This window comes from Pyxidicoccus caerfyrddinensis, from assembly GCF_010894405.1.
Lineage (GTDB): Bacteria > Myxococcota > Myxococcia > Myxococcales > Myxococcaceae > Myxococcus > Myxococcus caerfyrddinensis.
On the sequence record NZ_JAAIYA010000015.1, the window covers coordinates 191,483 to 207,882 of the forward strand.

20 protein-coding genes are annotated in these 16,400 nt (G+C 70.5%); 12 read left to right on the plus strand and 8 right to left on the minus strand.

The genetic code is table 11. From position 1 onward, the window contains the following. Window positions 1-25 precede the first annotated feature (25 nt). Window positions 26-1,714: a glutamine--tRNA ligase/YqeY domain fusion protein gene (locus tag G4D86_RS31985; protein ID WP_163997879.1), complete on the plus strand. Its 1,689-nt coding sequence runs from the start codon at window positions 26-28 to the stop codon at window positions 1,712-1,714. A 10-nt stretch (window positions 1,715-1,724) separates the two neighbouring features. Here the strand turns inward: G4D86_RS31985 and G4D86_RS31990 are convergent, their stop codons facing one another. Both G4D86_RS31990 and G4D86_RS31995 read right to left on the minus strand, forming a co-directional pair. After that, window positions 1,725-1,886 carry a hypothetical protein gene (locus G4D86_RS31990; RefSeq protein ID WP_163997880.1) on the minus strand — a complete coding sequence of 54 codons (162 nt, stop codon included), beginning with the start codon at window positions 1,884-1,886 and terminating at the stop codon, window positions 1,725-1,727. A 9-nt stretch (window positions 1,887-1,895) separates the two neighbouring features. Then, the gene (locus G4D86_RS31995; protein ID WP_163997881.1) at window positions 1,896-2,114 is read right to left on the minus strand and encodes a hypothetical protein; all 219 of its coding nucleotides are present in this window, start codon (window positions 2,112-2,114) and stop codon (window positions 1,896-1,898) included. A 152-nt stretch (window positions 2,115-2,266) separates the two neighbouring features. Between G4D86_RS31995 and G4D86_RS32000 the strand changes: the two genes are divergently transcribed. Further along, on the plus strand, window positions 2,267-3,436 hold the full coding sequence (locus tag G4D86_RS32000) for a hypothetical protein (RefSeq protein WP_163997882.1): 1,170 nt from the start codon (window positions 2,267-2,269) through the stop codon (window positions 3,434-3,436). Here the strand turns inward: G4D86_RS32000 and G4D86_RS32005 are convergent. After that, window positions 3,431-3,928 carry a GNAT family N-acetyltransferase gene (locus G4D86_RS32005; RefSeq protein ID WP_163997883.1) on the minus strand — a complete coding sequence of 166 codons (498 nt, stop codon included), beginning with the start codon at window positions 3,926-3,928 and terminating at the stop codon, window positions 3,431-3,433. The two genes, G4D86_RS32000 and G4D86_RS32005, sit on opposite strands and share 6 nt — an antisense overlap. A gap of 142 nt (window positions 3,929-4,070) precedes the next feature. On the opposite strand from G4D86_RS32005, the gene G4D86_RS32010 reads away from it, so the two are divergent. Continuing rightward, the gene (locus G4D86_RS32010; protein WP_163997884.1) at window positions 4,071-4,358 is read left to right on the plus strand and encodes a hypothetical protein; all 288 of its coding nucleotides are present in this window, start codon (window positions 4,071-4,073) and stop codon (window positions 4,356-4,358) included. Window positions 4,359-4,382: 24 nt separating this feature from the next. Here the strand turns inward: G4D86_RS32010 and G4D86_RS32015 are convergent, their stop codons facing one another. Next, the gene (locus G4D86_RS32015) at window positions 4,383-4,880 is read right to left on the minus strand and encodes a DUF3592 domain-containing protein (protein WP_163997885.1); all 498 of its coding nucleotides are present in this window, start codon (window positions 4,878-4,880) and stop codon (window positions 4,383-4,385) included. A 224-nt stretch (window positions 4,881-5,104) separates the two neighbouring features. On the opposite strand from G4D86_RS32015, the gene G4D86_RS32020 reads away from it, so the two are divergent. Further along, window positions 5,105-5,935 carry a 3'(2'),5'-bisphosphate nucleotidase CysQ family protein gene (locus tag G4D86_RS32020; protein ID WP_163997886.1) on the plus strand — a complete coding sequence of 277 codons (831 nt, stop codon included), beginning with the start codon at window positions 5,105-5,107 and terminating at the stop codon, window positions 5,933-5,935. Window positions 5,936-5,983: 48 nt separating this feature from the next. Here the strand turns inward: G4D86_RS32020 and mug are convergent, their stop codons facing one another. Then, window positions 5,984-6,484, minus strand: coding sequence for a G/U mismatch-specific DNA glycosylase (mug, locus tag G4D86_RS32025; protein WP_163997950.1), 501 nt, complete (start codon window positions 6,482-6,484; stop codon window positions 5,984-5,986). 256 nt (window positions 6,485-6,740) lie between these two features. Here mug and G4D86_RS32030 point away from each other — a divergent pair, with 256 nt between their 5' ends. Beyond that, entirely contained in the window at window positions 6,741-7,688 is a 948-nt protein-coding gene (locus G4D86_RS32030) for a 1-phosphofructokinase family hexose kinase (RefSeq protein WP_163997887.1), read from the plus strand. Window positions 7,689-7,711: 23 nt separating this feature from the next. Next, window positions 7,712-8,965 carry a glycosyltransferase family 87 protein gene (locus G4D86_RS32035; protein WP_163997888.1) on the plus strand — a complete coding sequence of 418 codons (1,254 nt, stop codon included), beginning with the start codon at window positions 7,712-7,714 and terminating at the stop codon, window positions 8,963-8,965. A gap of 149 nt (window positions 8,966-9,114) precedes the next feature. Here G4D86_RS32035 and G4D86_RS32040 read toward each other — a convergent pair whose 3' ends face one another. Next, a complete protein-coding gene (locus G4D86_RS32040) occupies window positions 9,115-10,401 on the minus strand; it encodes a metal-dependent hydrolase family protein (protein WP_163997889.1) in 1,287 nt (428 codons plus the stop codon). A gap of 116 nt (window positions 10,402-10,517) precedes the next feature. Here G4D86_RS32040 and G4D86_RS32045 point away from each other — a divergent pair, with 116 nt between their 5' ends. Then, window positions 10,518-10,826, plus strand: coding sequence for a hypothetical protein (locus tag G4D86_RS32045; protein ID WP_163997890.1), 309 nt, complete (start codon window positions 10,518-10,520; stop codon window positions 10,824-10,826). 8 nt (window positions 10,827-10,834) lie between these two features. On the opposite strand, the gene G4D86_RS32050 is transcribed toward G4D86_RS32045, so the two are convergent. Continuing rightward, complete coding sequence (locus tag G4D86_RS32050) at window positions 10,835-11,209, minus strand: DUF423 domain-containing protein (RefSeq protein ID WP_163997891.1); 375 nt, start codon at window positions 11,207-11,209, stop codon at window positions 10,835-10,837. A gap of 96 nt (window positions 11,210-11,305) precedes the next feature. Between G4D86_RS32050 and G4D86_RS32055 the strand changes: the two genes are divergently transcribed. From G4D86_RS32055 to G4D86_RS32065, 3 genes are all read left to right on the plus strand, one after another. Beyond that, on the plus strand, window positions 11,306-11,950 hold the full coding sequence (locus G4D86_RS32055; RefSeq protein WP_163997892.1) for an SET domain-containing protein: 645 nt from the start codon (window positions 11,306-11,308) through the stop codon (window positions 11,948-11,950). 69 nt (window positions 11,951-12,019) lie between these two features. Beyond that, entirely contained in the window at window positions 12,020-12,328 is a 309-nt protein-coding gene (locus G4D86_RS32060) for a hypothetical protein (protein ID WP_163997893.1), read from the plus strand. Between the two features lie 40 nt (window positions 12,329-12,368). Beyond that, window positions 12,369-13,307: an acyl-CoA dehydrogenase family protein gene (locus G4D86_RS32065; RefSeq protein WP_163997894.1), complete on the plus strand. Its 939-nt coding sequence runs from the start codon at window positions 12,369-12,371 to the stop codon at window positions 13,305-13,307. 45 nt (window positions 13,308-13,352) lie between these two features. On the opposite strand, the gene G4D86_RS32070 is transcribed toward G4D86_RS32065, so the two are convergent. Next, window positions 13,353-14,063, minus strand: coding sequence for a hypothetical protein (locus G4D86_RS32070; protein WP_205519902.1), 711 nt, complete (start codon window positions 14,061-14,063; stop codon window positions 13,353-13,355). 118 nt (window positions 14,064-14,181) lie between these two features. On the opposite strand from G4D86_RS32070, the gene G4D86_RS32075 reads away from it, so the two are divergent. Beyond that, a complete protein-coding gene (locus tag G4D86_RS32075) occupies window positions 14,182-15,024 on the plus strand; it encodes a hypothetical protein (protein WP_205519903.1) in 843 nt (280 codons plus the stop codon). A gap of 13 nt (window positions 15,025-15,037) precedes the next feature. Further along, the gene (locus G4D86_RS32080; protein ID WP_205519904.1) at window positions 15,038-16,348 is read left to right on the plus strand and encodes a M18 family aminopeptidase; all 1,311 of its coding nucleotides are present in this window, start codon (window positions 15,038-15,040) and stop codon (window positions 16,346-16,348) included. Window positions 16,349-16,400: the final 52 nt, after the last annotated feature.

Genomic DNA, 16,400 nt, shown 5'->3' on the forward strand with positions numbered 1-16,400 from the left:
GGCTTCAACAGGATTCGCCCCCATCATGACGACGACGAACGAGACGCAGGGCCTGAACTTCCTCCAGGAAATCATCGAGGAAGACCGGCGCACCGGGAAGCACGGCGGACGCGTGCACACCCGCTTCCCGCCCGAGCCCAACGGCTACCTCCACATCGGCCACGCCAAGTCCATCTGCCTCAACTTCGGGCTGGCGCAGCAGTACGGGGGCAAGTGCAACCTGCGCTTCGACGACACCAACCCCGTCACCGAGGACACCGACTACGTCGAGTCCATCCAGAAGGACGTGAAGTGGTTGGGCTTCGACTGGGAGGACCGCAAGTACTTCGCGTCCGACTACTTCCCGAAGCTGTACGACTTCGCCGTGGAGCTCATCAAGCAGGGCAAGGCGTACGTGTGCAGCCTGACGGCGGACGAGATTCGCGAGTACCGCGGCGACTTCACCACGCCGGGCCGTGACAGCCCGTACCGCAACCGCTCCGTGGATGAGAACCTGGACCTCTTCCACCGCATGCGCTCGGGCGAGTTCCCCGACGGCAAGCACACCCTGCGGGCGAAGATCGACATGACGTCGCCCAACCCGGTGCTGCGGGATCCGCCCATCTACCGCATCCGTCACGCGCACCACCACCGCACCGGCGACGCGTGGCCCATCTACCCGCTCTACGACTTCGCGCACTGCCTGTCGGATGCGATTGAGGGGATTACGCACTCCGTCTGCACGCTGGAGTTCGAGAACCGGCGCGTGCTGTACGACTGGATTGTGGATGCCCTCATCAAGGGGGACCGGCCGTACCAGTACGAGTTCTCCCGGCTGAACCTCAACTACACGGTGATGAGCAAGCGCAAGCTGCTCAAGCTGGTGACTGAGGGCATGGTGTCCGGCTGGGACGACCCGCGCATGATGACCATCTCCGGTCTGCGCCGACGCGGCTTCACCCCGTCGTCCATCCGCGACTTCGCGACGCGCGTGGGCGTGAGCAAGAACGAGCAGCTCATCGACATGGGGCTCCTGGAGCTGTGCGTCCGCGAGGACCTCAACGAGTCGTCCCCCCGCGCCATGGGCGTGCTGCGCCCGCTGAAGGTGGTGCTGGAGAACTACCCGGAGGGCCAGGTGGAGAGCCTGGAGGTGCAGAACCATCCGCAGAAGCCGGAGATGGGGACGCGCCAGGTGCCCTTCATGCGCGAGCTGTACATCGAGGCGGACGACTTCATGGAGGACCCGCCGAAGGGCTTCTTCCGGCTCGCGCCCGGCAAGGAGGTGCGCCTGCGCTCGGCGTACTTCATCAAGTGCGAGAAGGTCATCAAGGACGCCGCGGGCAACGTGGTGGAATTGCGCTGCACCTATGACGCCGCGACGCGCGGTGGCAATGCGCCGGACGGCCGCAAGGTGAAGGGCACGCTGCACTGGGTGCCGGGCAACGCGCCCACCGCCGAGGTGCGCCTGTATGACCGGCTCTTCTCCGTGGAGAACCCGGGCGCGGACGACGAGAAGGACTTCACCACCTTCCTCAACCCGAGCAGCCTCCAGGTCCTGCGCGACGCGCGCGTGGAGCCGATGCTGGCGGACGCCGCCGCGGACTCACGCTTCCAGTTCGAGCGCCAGGGCTACTTCTACGTGGACCCGAAGGACTCGAAGCCCGGCAAGCCTGTCTTCAACCGCACGGTGACGCTGAAGGACTCGTGGGTGAAGGAGCAGGCGAAGGGGAAGTAGTCGCAGGGCCTCAGGGTGCCGCCGGCTTCGGCGGCACCCGGCACGCGGCATGGCCGAGGATGACGTCCCCGTCGACGGTGCTCGTCGGCGTGGGTGTCCACCCCGCGGCGAGCCGGGCGTCGAGGAGCTCATCGGCCTTCGGTTGGTGGTCCCACACGGAGACCGCATTCACGCCGCCCAGTCACGTGGTGTCGAAGACGAGGTAGCGCCCGTCCTTCCATGGCACGACGACGTCGTGGGTGAACTCGTCCTGGACCACGACTTCCGCCACGTCGCGAGGCGGCGTGTGCGCGAAGCCCCAGCGCACCACGTCCTGGAGCAGGGTGAGTGGCGCGAGCTCCCGCTCCAGCGCGGCGCGCTGCTCGGCGGGCAGTCCGGACAAGTCGCTCAGGGGCACCATGGCGGCAGCATAGCGCGGCCGGCCGGGCGCCTGCCTCGGACCGAGGGGTAGGGCAGGCATGCGAGGGGCGGTTGAATCACAGCCCCCTGAAGGCCACTCCTCCCATGGGGTCCGCGACATTCCGCGCGGACTTTCGAGGAGGCTCGCGCGTCATGGCCTGCGGCACGCTCCCACGCTTGTGGCCGCCGCCGACGCAGGCCGAGGTGGACGCCATCATCCGCATGGAGGACCCGGTCCTCCGCAACCTGCACATCACCCAGACGTACCACGTGCTGAAGGTGGCCCTCACCGACGTCCTCGGCGAGGAGGACGTCAACTGGTGCGGCTTCGCCACCTGGGCATCCAAGACGGCGGGCGCCTTCATCCGCAAGGACGTGCTGCCCGGGCTGCTGGCGGATTTGTTGGACCGCGCGGACGCGGTGACGCGCAGCATCGCCGAGCTCCAAGACAGGCTGCTCGGCGCGTGGGGCGCGTCGGTGGGCGTCCAGTTCGTGCTGGCGCGGACGCTGGAGGACATCACCGATGAGGTGGCGCGCCACGCGGCGCGCGGCAACTTCATCGTCTTCGAGGAGCTGGGCCCGCTCTACGTGGACCTGCTGGAGACGTTCGCGGGCCTGGACGGGCCGGACCCGTCGCGGCTGGAGCAGGTGCTGTCACGGCTGGCGCCGGGGCCGGTGGAGGAGGGTGGGCAGGACCTGCTCATCCGCGCGGTGAAGGCGTACTACGCGGCCATCTTCACCCAGGACCGGAAGGCCCGCGCGGAGCTGATGTTCCTGGGCAACGCGCTGGTGGGCTACCACGAGCAGACGCGGCTGCAGGGGCCCGTGCGCGCCGCGCTGAACGCGCCGCTGCGCGAGGTGTTCCTGGACAACCTGGTGGAGTTCGTCCGCGCGGAGCCGGACCGGCGCATGCGGGGCATGCCCGAGTGGGGCCTGCGCGGGGCCTTCACCCCGCTGGCCACGCGGCTGGAGCGTATCTGGCGCGAGCTGGAGACGCGCACGCTGATGCGGATGGAGCTGCCGGACATGACGCTGCGGCTGGGCGAGGACATCCCCGCGCTCACCTCGGAGCGGGACTTCCCCCCGCTGCTGACGCGGCTGGAGCACCCGGAACTGGTGGCGCTGATGGCCGAGCTGGACCGCACGCCGGACGACACGGCGGGCAGCGCGGCGCGGGACTGGGGGAGCCTGGGGGACAGGATGAACCTCATCGTGGACCTGTTCCGCACGCGGCAGCAGGACCGGCTCCTGTATGACCAGCCCTTCACCTTCCTCCAGGTGGACGCGTTCCAGCAGGGGCGGGTGCCGCACGGAAGGCTATGAGGGCTCACCGGGCCTGGTAGAAGCCTCGCGCGTCATCTCCACCATGGTGGGGCGCCAGCCGAGCTTCGCGAACATGCGCTGGGCTGCCTCGTTCTTCGCGGCGACGTGCAGGACGACACGGGGGACGCCGAGGGCGGTGAGGCGCTTCATGAGCTCCTCGGCGAGCAGGACGCCCGCGCCGGCGCGGCGGGCCTTCTCGTCCACCCAGATGTCGTGGAAGCCGCCGCTGCGGTCCAGCAGGGCATTCCAGTCCACGTCTTCCACGCGGCCGTATGCGTAGCCGACGACTTCACCGTCCAGCTCGGCGACGATGACGACGGCTTTCTTGTTCCTGGCCTCCTTGCCCAGCCACCAGCGGTAGCCGGACTCCACATCGTCCGGGAGCATGAAGCGCTGGGGGTCGAAGTCATGGTGCAGGCGCGCGAGCGCCGCGCCCATGCGGCCCAGGGCCGGTTCGTCGGAAGGCTTTGCGGGGCGGAGGGTGACGGGCATGGACGGGCTCCTGAGGCGTGCGAAAGAAACTCCGCATGGGCCTGACGAGCCCGACTGGATATGCTCCGTATGCGCGCGCAACAAGCCCGCAGTTCCGAAGGGTTCAGGGCATGTCTTTGGCGTGAGGGTTGGGAGTCACTCGGTGAGCAGGCAATGGCTGTACAGACGTCATGACGTCGTTCGCAGGCTCGAGAGCGGTGAGGCCGTCATCTACCGGTGTGTCGAGCGGATTCCTGATGGCGGATATGTCGTGCAGAGTGCCGATCGCGTCAGGCCGCCGTTTGATCGTGGAGTGATGGAGCAGCACGAACGCCAGTTCTGGGAGCTCTTCTGTGAGGTAGATCCCAGGGAACGTGGCGGACTTCACCCCACCCTCGAGGAGGCCATCACCGAGTTCGACAAGGACTTCAGTGGGGAGCAGGGAAGTTGAAGCGCCTCGGACCGCGCGCCCCCGTCACGCCGGCTGCGGGCGCTGGCGCCGCTGCTTCTCGCGGCGCTCGGCGCGGAGCATGTCCCACATGCCCCAGCCGCCGATGACCGCCAGCATCGCCCCGGCGAGCGCCAGCACGTAGCTGGCGATGCCGGCATTCCCCACCTCGATGGTGGCCACCGACGGGTCCGCCGGCTCGTAGTGCACGGGCACGTGGCTGCCCGAGGCGTAGTGGTGCGTCACGCGCTGCGCATCCGTCAGCGAGCCCGCGTCACCGCCGGCGAACGAAATCGTGCTGGCCGAGTAGGGCGTGCCGGCCACCGTGTACTGGTAGCGCACCTCCGGGTGGAACCTTACGCCCGCGCGACGGCTGCGAATCGTCTCCACCGACGAGGAGGTGATGGTGGCCTCCGTCGTAGGCCAGCTCGCGCTCTGGTGCGCACGCACCACCGTCCGCGCGCCTCCGAAGGCCAGCGTCGCCCCCACCAGCATCATCAGTCCCGCCATCATCACCTTCATCATCTCGGTTGCCCTCGTCTGCTCGGTGGCCCGCCGCGCGAGCCCCCCGGCGCCGCGCGTGGTTCGTGTCGTGCATTGCACGGGACACGCCAGGGGCCGCCCCTGGGAGGACTCCCCAGAACGCCGTCCCCGTGGGGCAATCCGCCCCGGATGGGGCATTTCGCCTCAGCGCCGCCCCACTTTGGCCTCCCGGGGCAGGCGGGGGCGGGGCAGACTGTTCCCACACCATGTCCTCCTTCGACACCGAGCTCGACACCGCCCGCCGCATCGCCCGCCAGGCTGGCGACATCCTCCTGCGCATCTACGCCACCGACTTCTCCGTCCAGGACAAGGCCGGCGGCATGGGGCCCGTCACCGAGGCCGACGAGCAGGCCAACGCGTTCATCGTGGCCGAGCTGCGCAAGGCCTTCCCCGGTGACGGCGTGGTGGCCGAGGAGTCCGACAACGGCTCCGAGGGCAAGCGCGAGCGCTGCTGGTACGTGGACCCGCTCGACGGCACCCAGGAGTTCGTCAACCGCAACGGCGAGTTCGCCATCCACATCGGCCTCGCCGTGGGCGGGCAGGCGACGGTGGGCGTCGTCTTCCGCCCCGTGGGCAACAAGTTGTTCTCGGGCGTGGTGGGGCAGGGCGGCTTCGTGGAGGACGAGGGCGGGCGCCGGGCGCTGCGCGTCTCGGACGTGGCGGAGCCGGCGTCGCTGCGACTCGTGGTATCGCGCTCGCACCGCTCGAAGCTGACGGACGCGGTGGCAAAGCAGCTCGGCATCACCCGCGAGAAGGAGTCCGGCTCGGTGGGCCTCAAGTGCGGCCTGCTCGCCGAGGCCACCGCCGACATCTACATCCACACCAGCGGCAAGAGCTACCGCTGGGACAACTGCGCGCCGGAGGCCGTGCTGCGCTCGGCCGGGGGCATCCTCACGGACCTGGGTGGTACGCCGTACTCGTACGACGGCTCGGAGCTGCAGAACCACCGCGGCCTTCTGGCGTGCAATGCCGCGGCCTTCCCGCACGTGCAGCCGGTGGTGGCCCGCTTCGCGCGCGAGGCCGGCATCCTCGGCTGAGCTGACGGCGCGGCTTCGTGCTCGATGCGCGGAGCCGCCCTTCCCGCGTCAGCCCGCATCCGCCGCGCGGCGCAGCTCGGAGAACAGGCGTGCCAGGTCCGCGAGTTGATAGTGCGCGTTGAGCCCGCTCGGGTTGGGCAGCACCCACAGGCGCGCTGTGCCCAGTGTCTCGGGCTGGAGTCCGGGTTGGGCCTTGGGCCGGCCGAAGGCGGTGCGGTACGCGCTCACGCCCAGCACCGCGAGGAAACGCGGCCGGTAGCGCCGCACCCTGGCCTCCAGCGACTTCGCGCCCTCGCGCAGCTCCGCGTCCTCCAGCAGGTCCGCGGTGGCCGTGGCCCGGTCCACCACGTTGGTGATGCCGTAGCCCAGCGTGAGCAGCTCCTCCTGCTCGAAGGGCTGCAGCCGGCGCGGGGTGATGCCCGCGGCGTGCAGCGTGGGCCAGAAGCGGTTGCCCGGCCGCGCGAAGTGGACCCCCACCACCACCGAGTAGAGGCTGGGGTTGATGCCGCAGAAGAGGACGCGCAGTCCGCGCTGGATGAGGTCCGGCATCGTCCGGCCGGTGGCGGCGTCCAGTTCCTCGCGCGTGGGCTTGCGGGGCGGTGTCATGTGCAGGAGGGATATTCGCGGGCCTACCCGGGAAGGCAACGAGAACCGACGTGACGCCTCGGGTTGGGGCGTCGCCCGCCGGGCGTGAAGCGCCACGAACGCTCGCCCGGCTGGCGGCGCGGCGCCGGGTGGGGCAGTCTCCGCGCGCTCCCGCTGTCATTCACCCTGACGGCGCACACCGCCCCGGAGGACGCTCGAGATGCCCCACATCGTGACGCTGACGCTCAACCCGGCCATCGACGTGGCCACGTCGGTGCCGGAGGTGACGCCCGAGCACAAGCTGCGCTGCGGCCCCTCCCGTCGAGACCCGGGCGGCGGCGGCATCAACGTGGCCCGCGTCGTCCGCGAGATGGGCGGAGAGTCCATCGCTGTCTACACCCGCGGCGGCCCCACCGGGCTCATGCTGGAGCACCTGCTGGAGGAGAAGGGCCTGCTGCGCCGCTCCATCCCCATCGAGGGCTACACCCGCGAGAGCTTCACGGTGGCCGAGGGCACCAGCGCGCGCGAGTACCGCTTCATCCTCCCGGGCCCCTCGCTGTCCGAGCGCGAGTGGCAGCGCTGCCTGGACGCCGTGTCCGAGGTGGCCGTCGGCGCCGCCTTCATCGTGGCCAGCGGTAGCCTCCCGCCGGGCGTCCCCGAGGACTTCTATGCCCGCGTGGCGCGCCTGGGAAAGAAGCAGGGCGTGCGCGTGGTGGTGGACACCAACGGGCCTCCGCTCCGCGCCGCCCTGGAGGAGGGCGTGTTCCTGGCGAAGCCCAACCGCCGCGAGCTGAGGGACCTCACCGGCATGAAGGTGGAGGACCTGGCCACCCAGGCCACCGCCGCCCGCGAGCTGGTGGCCAGGGGCCGCGCCGAAGTGCTCGCCGTGTCCATGGGCGCGGACGGTGCGCTGCTGACGACGCGCGAGGGCCAGTTCCGCGCGACGCCGCCGCCAGTGGAGACGCACAGCTCCGTGGGCGCGGGTGACAGCTTCGTGGCCGGCCTGACGCTGGCCCTGGCCCGGGGCAAGTCGCCCGAGGAGGCCCTGCGCTGGGGCATCGCCTCCGGCACGGGCGCGCTCCTCTCGCAGGGCACCGACCTGTGCCACCGCGCGGACGTCGAGCGCCTGTTCGCCCAGGTCCAGACGGTGCCCGTGTCCCCGGCGTAGCCTGTCTTCGAGAGTCCCCGCGCGTGTCTGCTTCGAGTCCTTCCCCGTCCTCTCCGCCCCGCTTCACGCCCTGGCACTGGCTTGGGCTGGCGGTGAGCGTGGCGCCCCTGGCGCTCTATGCCTTCTCGTCCCGGGTGAAGGACCTGGAGCTGTACTTCAACACGGCGCACGCCTTCCTCGGCGGGGCCACTCCCAACCAGGACTTCCGCTTCGAGTACCCGCCCTATGCGCTGCTGTGGTTCGTCCCCGCGGCGTGGCTGGGCGGGACGCTGAAGGCCTTCGTCCTCCTCTTCGGATTGCAGCTCACGCTCTTCGATGCCGCCAGCAAGTGGCTGCTGCTGTACGAGGGCGTGCGGCGTTGGGGGCACTCGCTCCGGGCCTGGGTGCCCTTCGCGGCGTACTCGGTGGCGAGCTGGGTGATGAGCGTCCACTACCTCAAGCGGTATGACCTCATCCCCGCCACCTTCACGCTCGCCGCGCTGGTGGCGCTGTCGCGTCGGCGTGACGTGCTCGCGGGGCTGGCGCTGTCGGTGGGCATCGTCACCAAGCTGTACCCCGTGGTGCTGGTGCCGCTCGCGCTGGCTCTGTGCTGGCGGCGGGGCTCGTGGACTTCGGCTCGGCGGCTGGTGCTGGGACTGGTGCTGGGCGCGCTGCCGCTGCTGCCGCTGAGCGCCTTCTGGCCCTGGTGGGGCTTCGCGTCCTTCCATGTCGCGCGGGGCCTCCAGGTGGAGTCGCTCGGGGCATCACTGCTCTGGGGCGCGCACCTGCTGGGCCAGGTGCCGGACGTGACGTGGGTGCATGCGCCGGCCGCGTATGAATTGCACGGCGCGGCGGCGGAGTGGGTGAAGGGCGTGTCGCGGTGGGTGTGGGTGGCGGGCTCGCTGGCGTCCGCGGCGGTGGGCTTGTGGGCCGTGCGCCGCCGTACGCCCGAGCGGGTGGAGGACCTGGCGCGGCTGGCGCTGGGGCCGCTCATTGCCTTCGTGGTCCTCAACCCGGTGCTCAGCCCGCAGTACCTCGTCTGGCTCACGGGCGCGGCGGGGCTCGCGCTGCTGTCCGGCCCGCGTGCGGCGCCCGTTGCCGTGTTCATCGCCGCGGTCATGACCCGGGGCATCTTCGCGGGCAGCACGTACAACACGGGCATCGGTGCTCCGCACGAGGTGCTGCTGCTGGTGCGCAATGGCCTGCTGTTGTTCGCGGGCATCGCGCTGGTGCACGAGGCCTGGCGGAGTGCGGCCGGGGCGGAGCAGGCCACCGTGAGCCCCGAAGCGCGGAGCTGAGGAGGGACGCGGCAAGCCGCTGCACTCCGTCCGCCCCCGGTCGGGCGGTGGACTCGCGGAATGAGCGTTCCTTCCGCGGCGGGCGGCCTCCGGGCGGGCGGCTCCTGCCGGTTCATGCCATGCAGGCCGCCCCCGCGTCCCCTCATGCTTCAGCGACGGTGGACGGTGCCGCCCTTCATCACGAACCGCACCTTGCGCAGCGCGGTGATGTCCTGCGTCGGGTCCCCGTCCACCGCGACGAGGTCCGCGAGCAGCCCCGCCTTTACCTGACCGAGGCGGTCCTCGCGGTGCAGCATGCGCGCGTTGCCGGACGTCGCTGCCTGGAGCACCTGCGCGGGCTTCATCCCGTACTCCACCATCAGCTCCAGCTCGCGCGCGTTCTCCCCGTGCGCGAAGACGCCCGAGTCACCGCCCACGCACATGGGCACGCCCGCGGCCAGCGCCGCACGGAAGCTGGCGCGCTTCGCGGTGACGGAGGCGGGCTCCGGGTCCACGCCCTTCTTCCATCCTCGGTACTGGAGGACGGCGTCCCCCGCGGCCAGGGTGGGGCAGAAGAAGACGCGCCGCTCGGCCATGAGCTTGAAGACCGCGGGCGTGCCGTCGTCGCCGTGCTCGATGCTCTCCGCGCCCGCCAGCACCGCGCGGCGCATGCCTTCCTCCGTGCTGGCGTGGACCACCACCGGACGGCCGCTGCCCTTCGCCGTGTCGACGATGAGCTTCATCTCCTCCTGGGAGAAGGTGGGGCGCGCCTCGCCATTGGGACCCCAGCGGTAGTCGCCGTAGACCTTGATCCAATCCGCGCCGTGGCCAATCTGGCTGCGCACCACGCGCACCAGCGAGTCCACGCCGTCCGCCTCCTCGGCGCCCTGCGGCACCGTCCACTCGGCGGCGAAGCCCTTGGGCCCGTAGCTTCCGGTGGCCACGATGGCTCGCGTCGTCACCACCAGCCGGGGGCCGGGGATGATGCCCTGGTCGATGGCCTGCTTGAGCCCCACGTCCGCGTCCGCTGCGCCCTCGGTACCGAGGTCTCTCGCGGTGGTGAAGCCCGCCAGCAGCGTGGCGCGCGCATGGTTCGTGGCGCGGGCGACTCGCAGCGTGAGCGACTCCTTCAGCACCTGGTCGTTCCACGACGTCTCGTTGTACGGGTGCAGCAGCAGGTGCGAGTGGCCCTCGATGAGGCCCGGCAGCAGCGTGGCACCGGACAGGTCCACCACCTCCGCGTCCGCCGGCGCCTTCACCTGCGCCTCCGGACCGGCCGCGATGATTCGGTCTCCCGTGACGAGCACCACCCAGCCCGCCTGGGGCTTCGCGGTGACGCCGTCGAAGACTCGCGCGGGGCGCAGCAGGTACGACTTCGGCGCAGCGGGCGCCGGAGCGGCGGTTTGTGCGGAAGCGGATGAGAACGCCAGGGCGGCGAGGAGGAGCAGGACGCGCATGGCGGCGGATGATGGCGCGCGGGCGGCGCGGCGGCCACTCCGTCGTTTCAGGAGCAGGGAGGCAGGCCACACTCTCCAGGCGAGCACGGCGCGGGCACGGTTGTTAATTCGAGGCCATGGCTCGCGATGACCGCGTGAATGCCCTGCTGCCCGTCGAGGTCGAGTTCCAGAAGGAGAAGGCCTCCGGGCTGCGCCGGACGGGCGACAAGCTGGAGGAGTTGCTGGCGGAGCTGGCCCGGGCCGAGCGCGAGGTGCGCGCGCACTCGGGCCCCGGCCGCGCGGCGCTCTTCACCCGCTACCGGGCGGCGCGCCTGGAGGCCGAGAAGCAGCGGTGGAATCTCATGGTGCAGCGCGAGGCCTGTGGCCTGCGCAACCACAAGGAACTCGACTTCCTCTACCCGATGCCGCCCCCGTTGAAGGAGTGACACCGGCCTCAGGCCGTGTCGCGCCACGCTGCGATGGCGAGGAGCAGCCACCCGGCGAGGAAGCCCAGTCCGCCCAGCGGGGTGATGGCGCCCAGCACGCGGACGCCGGACAGGGCGAGCGCGTAGAGGCTGCCGGAGAAGAGGACGATGCCCGCGAGCATCGCCCAGCCCGCGCCGGACAGCAGCGGGGAGGGGCGGAAGTGCCCCAGCAGACCCACGGCCACGAGTCCGAGCGCGTGGTACATGTGGTAACGCGCTCCGGTCTCGAAGATGACCAGGAGGTCCTGGGGAAGCCGGGCCTTGAGCGCATGCGCGCCGAAGGCTCCCGCCGCCACGGACAGGAAAGCGTTCACCGCACCAAGGACCAGCCACATCCGCATCATCGAGTGCCTTTCATCGCAAACTCGTCTGGGGCACGCTACACCGCCGCTGACGGAGCGTCCTGGCCGACGTGAACTCCCGGGGACGCACCCATTCGAATGACCTCACCCACACTGATTCCCTCCCCGAAGCCGATTCCCTTCGAGCTGCGCCCGTCCTCCATCCAGGGCCAGGGTGCCTTCGCCACGCGCCGCATCCGCAAGGGGGCTCGCATCATCGAGTACATCGGCGAGCGCATCACCCAGGAAGAGGCCGACCGCCGCTACGACGACGAGGCCATGGAGCGCCACCACACGTTCCTGTTCAACCTGGACGACAAGGGCAAGAACGTGCTGGACGCGGGCACCGTCCACAACGAGTCGCGCTACATCAACCACTCGTGCGACCCGAACTGCGAGGCCCTCATCGACAAGGGCCACATCTACATCTACGCCCTGCGCAACATCGAGCCCGGCGAGGAGCTGGTCTACGACTACGCCTACGAGCGCACCGAGGGCATGGGCCCGGACTCCGAGTCGCTCTACGTCTGCAAGTGCGGCTCGCCGAAGTGCCGGGGCACCATCCTCGCTCCGCTGAAGAAGGAGCGCGCGCCGAAGAAGGCGGCCTCTAAGGCGAAGACGAAGTCCAAGTCGAAGGCCCGGGGCTCGGACTCGCGCGGCAAGAAGGGCGCGGGGAAGAAGGGCGCCTCGTCCAGCAAGTCGACGCAGCGGACGAAGACCGCGAGCCGCAAGCGCGCGGGGTGAAGCGTCTCACGGCAGGGGCTTTGCAAACGGGCTCACGGCAGCTCTCACGCCCGCCCCGGAGTCCTGCCCATGCGTTCCCGTGTCCTCGCGTCCCTCGCGCTCTTCCCGCTGTCACTGATGGCCGCGGGTTGTCTGCCCACCCATGGGCAGTACCAGAGCCTGTCGTCCGGACTGGTGGGTTGTGCGCCCGGCCAGATCCAGATTGCCAATGACCAGGTGGGGGTCGAGGGCGTCACCTGGGAGGCGGTGTGCAACGGGCACCGCTTCTACTGCAGTGGTGTCGGCAAGATTGCCGCCTGCAAGGAGCCTCCCGCCGACAGGGCCCAGCAGGAGGCCGCTCCGGCCACCCCCGAGACGGCGCCTTCGCCCGCCGCCTGAGGCGGTGGGTTGGCATTGCTCCTGACGTAGAGTGGGGGACGTGAACGACGTCCTCCGCTTCCTGCTCTCCGAGTCCCCCGAGCCGCTCCCCCTCGACTCCGTCGACGCGTGGTGGAAGCGCCACCTGGAGCTGCTGCCACGCTTCCCGGCGCCCGCGGACCTGGCGCTGGCCGGAGGCTTTCGCGCGGACAGGCTTGGGTATGCGTTTGCCTCCGGCTACCACGCCGCGCACCGCTCACTGTTCCCCATGCTCCCCGCGGACAGGCCGTGCGCGCTGTGTGCCACCGAGCCGGGCGGCGCGCACCCGTCCTCCATCCAGACGCGGCTGACGGACTCGGTCTCGGGGCTGAAGCTCCGCGGCGAGAAGACGTTCGTCACGCTCGGAACTCGCGCGGAATTGCTGCTGGTGGTCGCCACCGAGGGCCAGGACGCCCAGGGCCGCAATCGGCTGCGCATGGTCGCTCTCGATGCGAAGCGGCCGGGTGTCCGCGTCACGGCACTGCCAGAATTGCACTTCATGCCCGAGGTGCCGCATGCGGAATTGGCACTCGAGGACGTGGCCGTGGCCCCGGACGAGGTGCTGCCCGGTGATGGTTACTCGCGTTACCTCAAGCCGTTCCGCACGGTGGAGGACTGCCACGTCCACCTGGCGCTGCTCGGGTGGCTCCTCCAGGTGGCGCGCCGGAGCGGCTGGCCGGAGCCCGTGCGCGAGGAGCTGCTCGCCCTGGCGGTGATGATGCGCGGGCTGGCCCAGGCGGACCCGTCGGAGGCCACCACGCACCTGGCGCTCGGCGGTGCACTGGAGCTGGCGAAGCGGACCGTGGAGAAGTGCGAGCCGCTGTGGGCCCAGACGGATGCGCCGACTCGCGAGCGATGGGCGCGGGACCGCAGACTGCTGGACGTTGCCGGCAAGGTGCGCGCGAAGCGACTGGAAGCGGCGCGGCAGCGGACCTCGGGCTCGAAAAGCGAAGGGCCGTGACCCCACTGGAAGGTCACGGCCCCAGGTCTCACAGCGGAGTGTCGCTCAGTAACGCCCGCCGCCCACGGCGGAGACGATGGCGGAGAGGATGCGGTTCTCCACGCCCCACACGGCCTTGTTCACACCCTTGACGCCGGCTCCGCGCAGGTAGTCCGTGAAGTCGTGCAGCGCGGTGGAGCGCTGCATGCCCTCGCCCTTGGCGGCATAGAGCAGCGGCGTGTTGGGCGCGCCCGTCAGGCCCAGGTCGGGGCAGGCCTCGGAGAGCTTCTGCGGGTCGATGCCCGTGGCCGACGCCAGCATGGCCACGGTGAATTTGTGCACCGGCAGCTCGCGCGCGTTGGGCACCTTGTCCAGCACCTTCTGCCGCGTCGCCGGGTCCGTGGCGAGCTGGTCCAGCGTCACCTTGGACATCGCGATGAGCTGCTCGTTGGTGATGTGCTTGCTGTCGAGGATGGCGCGGCCGAACAGGCTCGCCGGCGTGTCACCCTTGATGCTGATGTCCTTGCCCGGCATCTGCTGCATCCGCGCCCACATGGACTGGACGGCCTTGCCCACCTCGGTGTCCGGGCCGCCGCGCCACGAGCCCGGCGTCGGCTGGGCCGCCACGCGGACCGGCGCCGTGCCCTTGAAGGTGCTCAGCCCGGTGTGCCCGACCTCGTTGGCCTTCGCCGTGCGGGCGGCCTGCTGCGTCGTCTGGGGCTGGGCGGCCGGGGTCGGGGTGGAGAGGGCTCGGGGGCGGCTGCGGATGGGGTCCATGGACGAGGCTCCGGCAATTCGGCTGATTAAAGGATTATCGCAAGTGCCCAGGCGAAGGTTGCGTCCGGCCGCTCCCAAGGCCCGTGCACTCCCGGGCGGGGCCGCTATGTTCCCGCCCATGAAGAAGACCTTTCCCGCCGACTTCGCCGATCTGCTCACCCCCAAGGGCCGCCGCATCCTCGAGGGGAAGGACCGGGAGGTGACGGGGGCCCTGCTGGACCCGGAGCGGCCCTTCGTGGCGCTCCAGGGCGTCATCGACGCGCGCCGGGCCGCCGCCTGCCGGGATGCCCTGGACGCCGCGCTGCGGGACACGCTGGTGCCCATGGAGGACCCCATCCCCCATGACTCCATCTCCGGCATGACGATGAACTACATGGAGCTGCTGCCCAAGACGGTGCGCAACCGCACGGCGCTCCTGGAGAACCGCCGCTCCCGCTCCTACCGCGCGGCCGAGGCGGTGGGCCTGACGGACATGATGCGCTCGGACAGCTTCGCCGCCTTCGCCGCCGCGGTGACGGGGCGCGCCCTGCGGCGTCGGTGGGGCATCCAGGTGCTGTGCTACGGCCCGGGGGACTACTCGGGGCCGCACAACGACCACCACCCCGAGGAGCCCGAGGCTCGCGACGGCTACGTGGACATGCACGTCAGCCTCACGATGCCGGGCGTGGACCACCAGTACCTCGTCTACGCGAAGGACGGCCACTTCACCGAGATGACGCGGGTGAGCACCGTGGGCGGCATCACCGTGTACCGGCTGCCCTTCTGGCACTACACGACGCCGCTGTTGGCGAAGAAGGGCGCGGAGGACACGTCCCGCCGCTGGGTGCTGCTGGGCACGTTCCTGGACGCGGCGCCGGGGGCGAGGGCCGGCTCCACGGTGCTTCCGGCGGGGGCTCCGGGGGGACGCCCGCCTGCCCGGGATGCGACTTTCGGGAGTGGCGGAGGGGCCGGACGGCGTTAGCTTGGGGCGCCCTATGAGCCCCATCGACACAGACGCCCTGGCCCGAGACCTCCTGGAGTACATCGACGCCTCGCCCACGCCGTACCATGCGGTGCGCGAGACGGCCCGCCGCCTGACGCAGGCGGGCTACCGCGTGCTGGACGAGCGCGAGTCCTGGACGCTGAAGCCCGGCGAGCGCGTCTTCGTCACCCGCGGGGACACCAGCATCGCCGCCTTCCAGCTCGGCACCACGCCGGTGGACCGGGCGGGCTTCCGGCTGGTCGGCTCCCACACGGACTCGCCCAACCTGCGGCTGAAGCCGAACGCGGCGGTAACGAAGAACGGCTACCAGCAGCTCGGCGTCGAGATTTATGGCGGCGTGCTGCTGCACACGTGGACGGACCGCGACTTGTCGCTCGCCGGCCGCGTGATGGTGATGGTGGGGGGCAAGCCGCAGGGGTACCTGGTGGACTTCGCCCGGCCGCTGCTGCGCGTGCCCAACCTGGCCATCCACCTGAACCGGAGTGTGAACTCGGACGGGCTCAAGCTGAACGCGCAGGACCACATGGTGCCGGTGCTGGGCCTGGAGAGCGCGGGTCCGGTGGAGCTGCGAACGCTGCTGTTGCAGGAGCTGGCGCGCGGCGGCGTGAAGGCGGAGGCGGCGGACATCCTCGGCTACGACTTGTGCCTCTACGACTTGCAGCCGTCCATCCGCTCGGGGGCGCACGGGGAGTTCCTCCACGCGCCGCGCCTGGACAACCTGGCGAGCTGTCACGCGGCGCTGTCCGCGCTGCTGTCGAGCAGTGAGCCGCGCGAGGCCACCAGCGGCGTCATCCTGTTCGACCACGAGGAAGTGGGCAGCCGGAGCGCGCAGGGCGCGGCGTCGCCGTTCCTGCGCACGCTGCTGGAGCGCTTCACGCTGGCGCACTCGGACGGGCGGCCGGACGCGTTCCACCGGGCGATTGCCCATTCGTTCCTGGTGAGCGCGGACATGGCGCACGCGGTGCACCCCAACTATTCGTCGCTGCACGAGCCGAAGCACCAGCCGCACATGGGCGCGGGTCCGGTCATCAAGTCCAACGTGAACCAGTCGTACGCGACGGACGGCGAGTCGTGGGCGTTCTTCACCTCGCTGTGCCGCGAGGCTGGCGTCACGCCGCAGCACTTCGTCACCCGCACGGACCTGGGTTGCGGCAGCACGATTGGGCCGATTTCGGCGGGGCAGCTCGGGATTCGCACGGTGGACGTGGGCAACCCCATGCTGTCCATGCACTCGATTCGCGAGATGGCCTGCGCGACGGACGTGGGGCAGATGGTCGCGGTGTTGCGGCAGCTGTTCAAGTAGTCACGCAAGAGGCCCGGCCCCCGCCGTGAGGCACGGGGCCGGGCACTGTTGC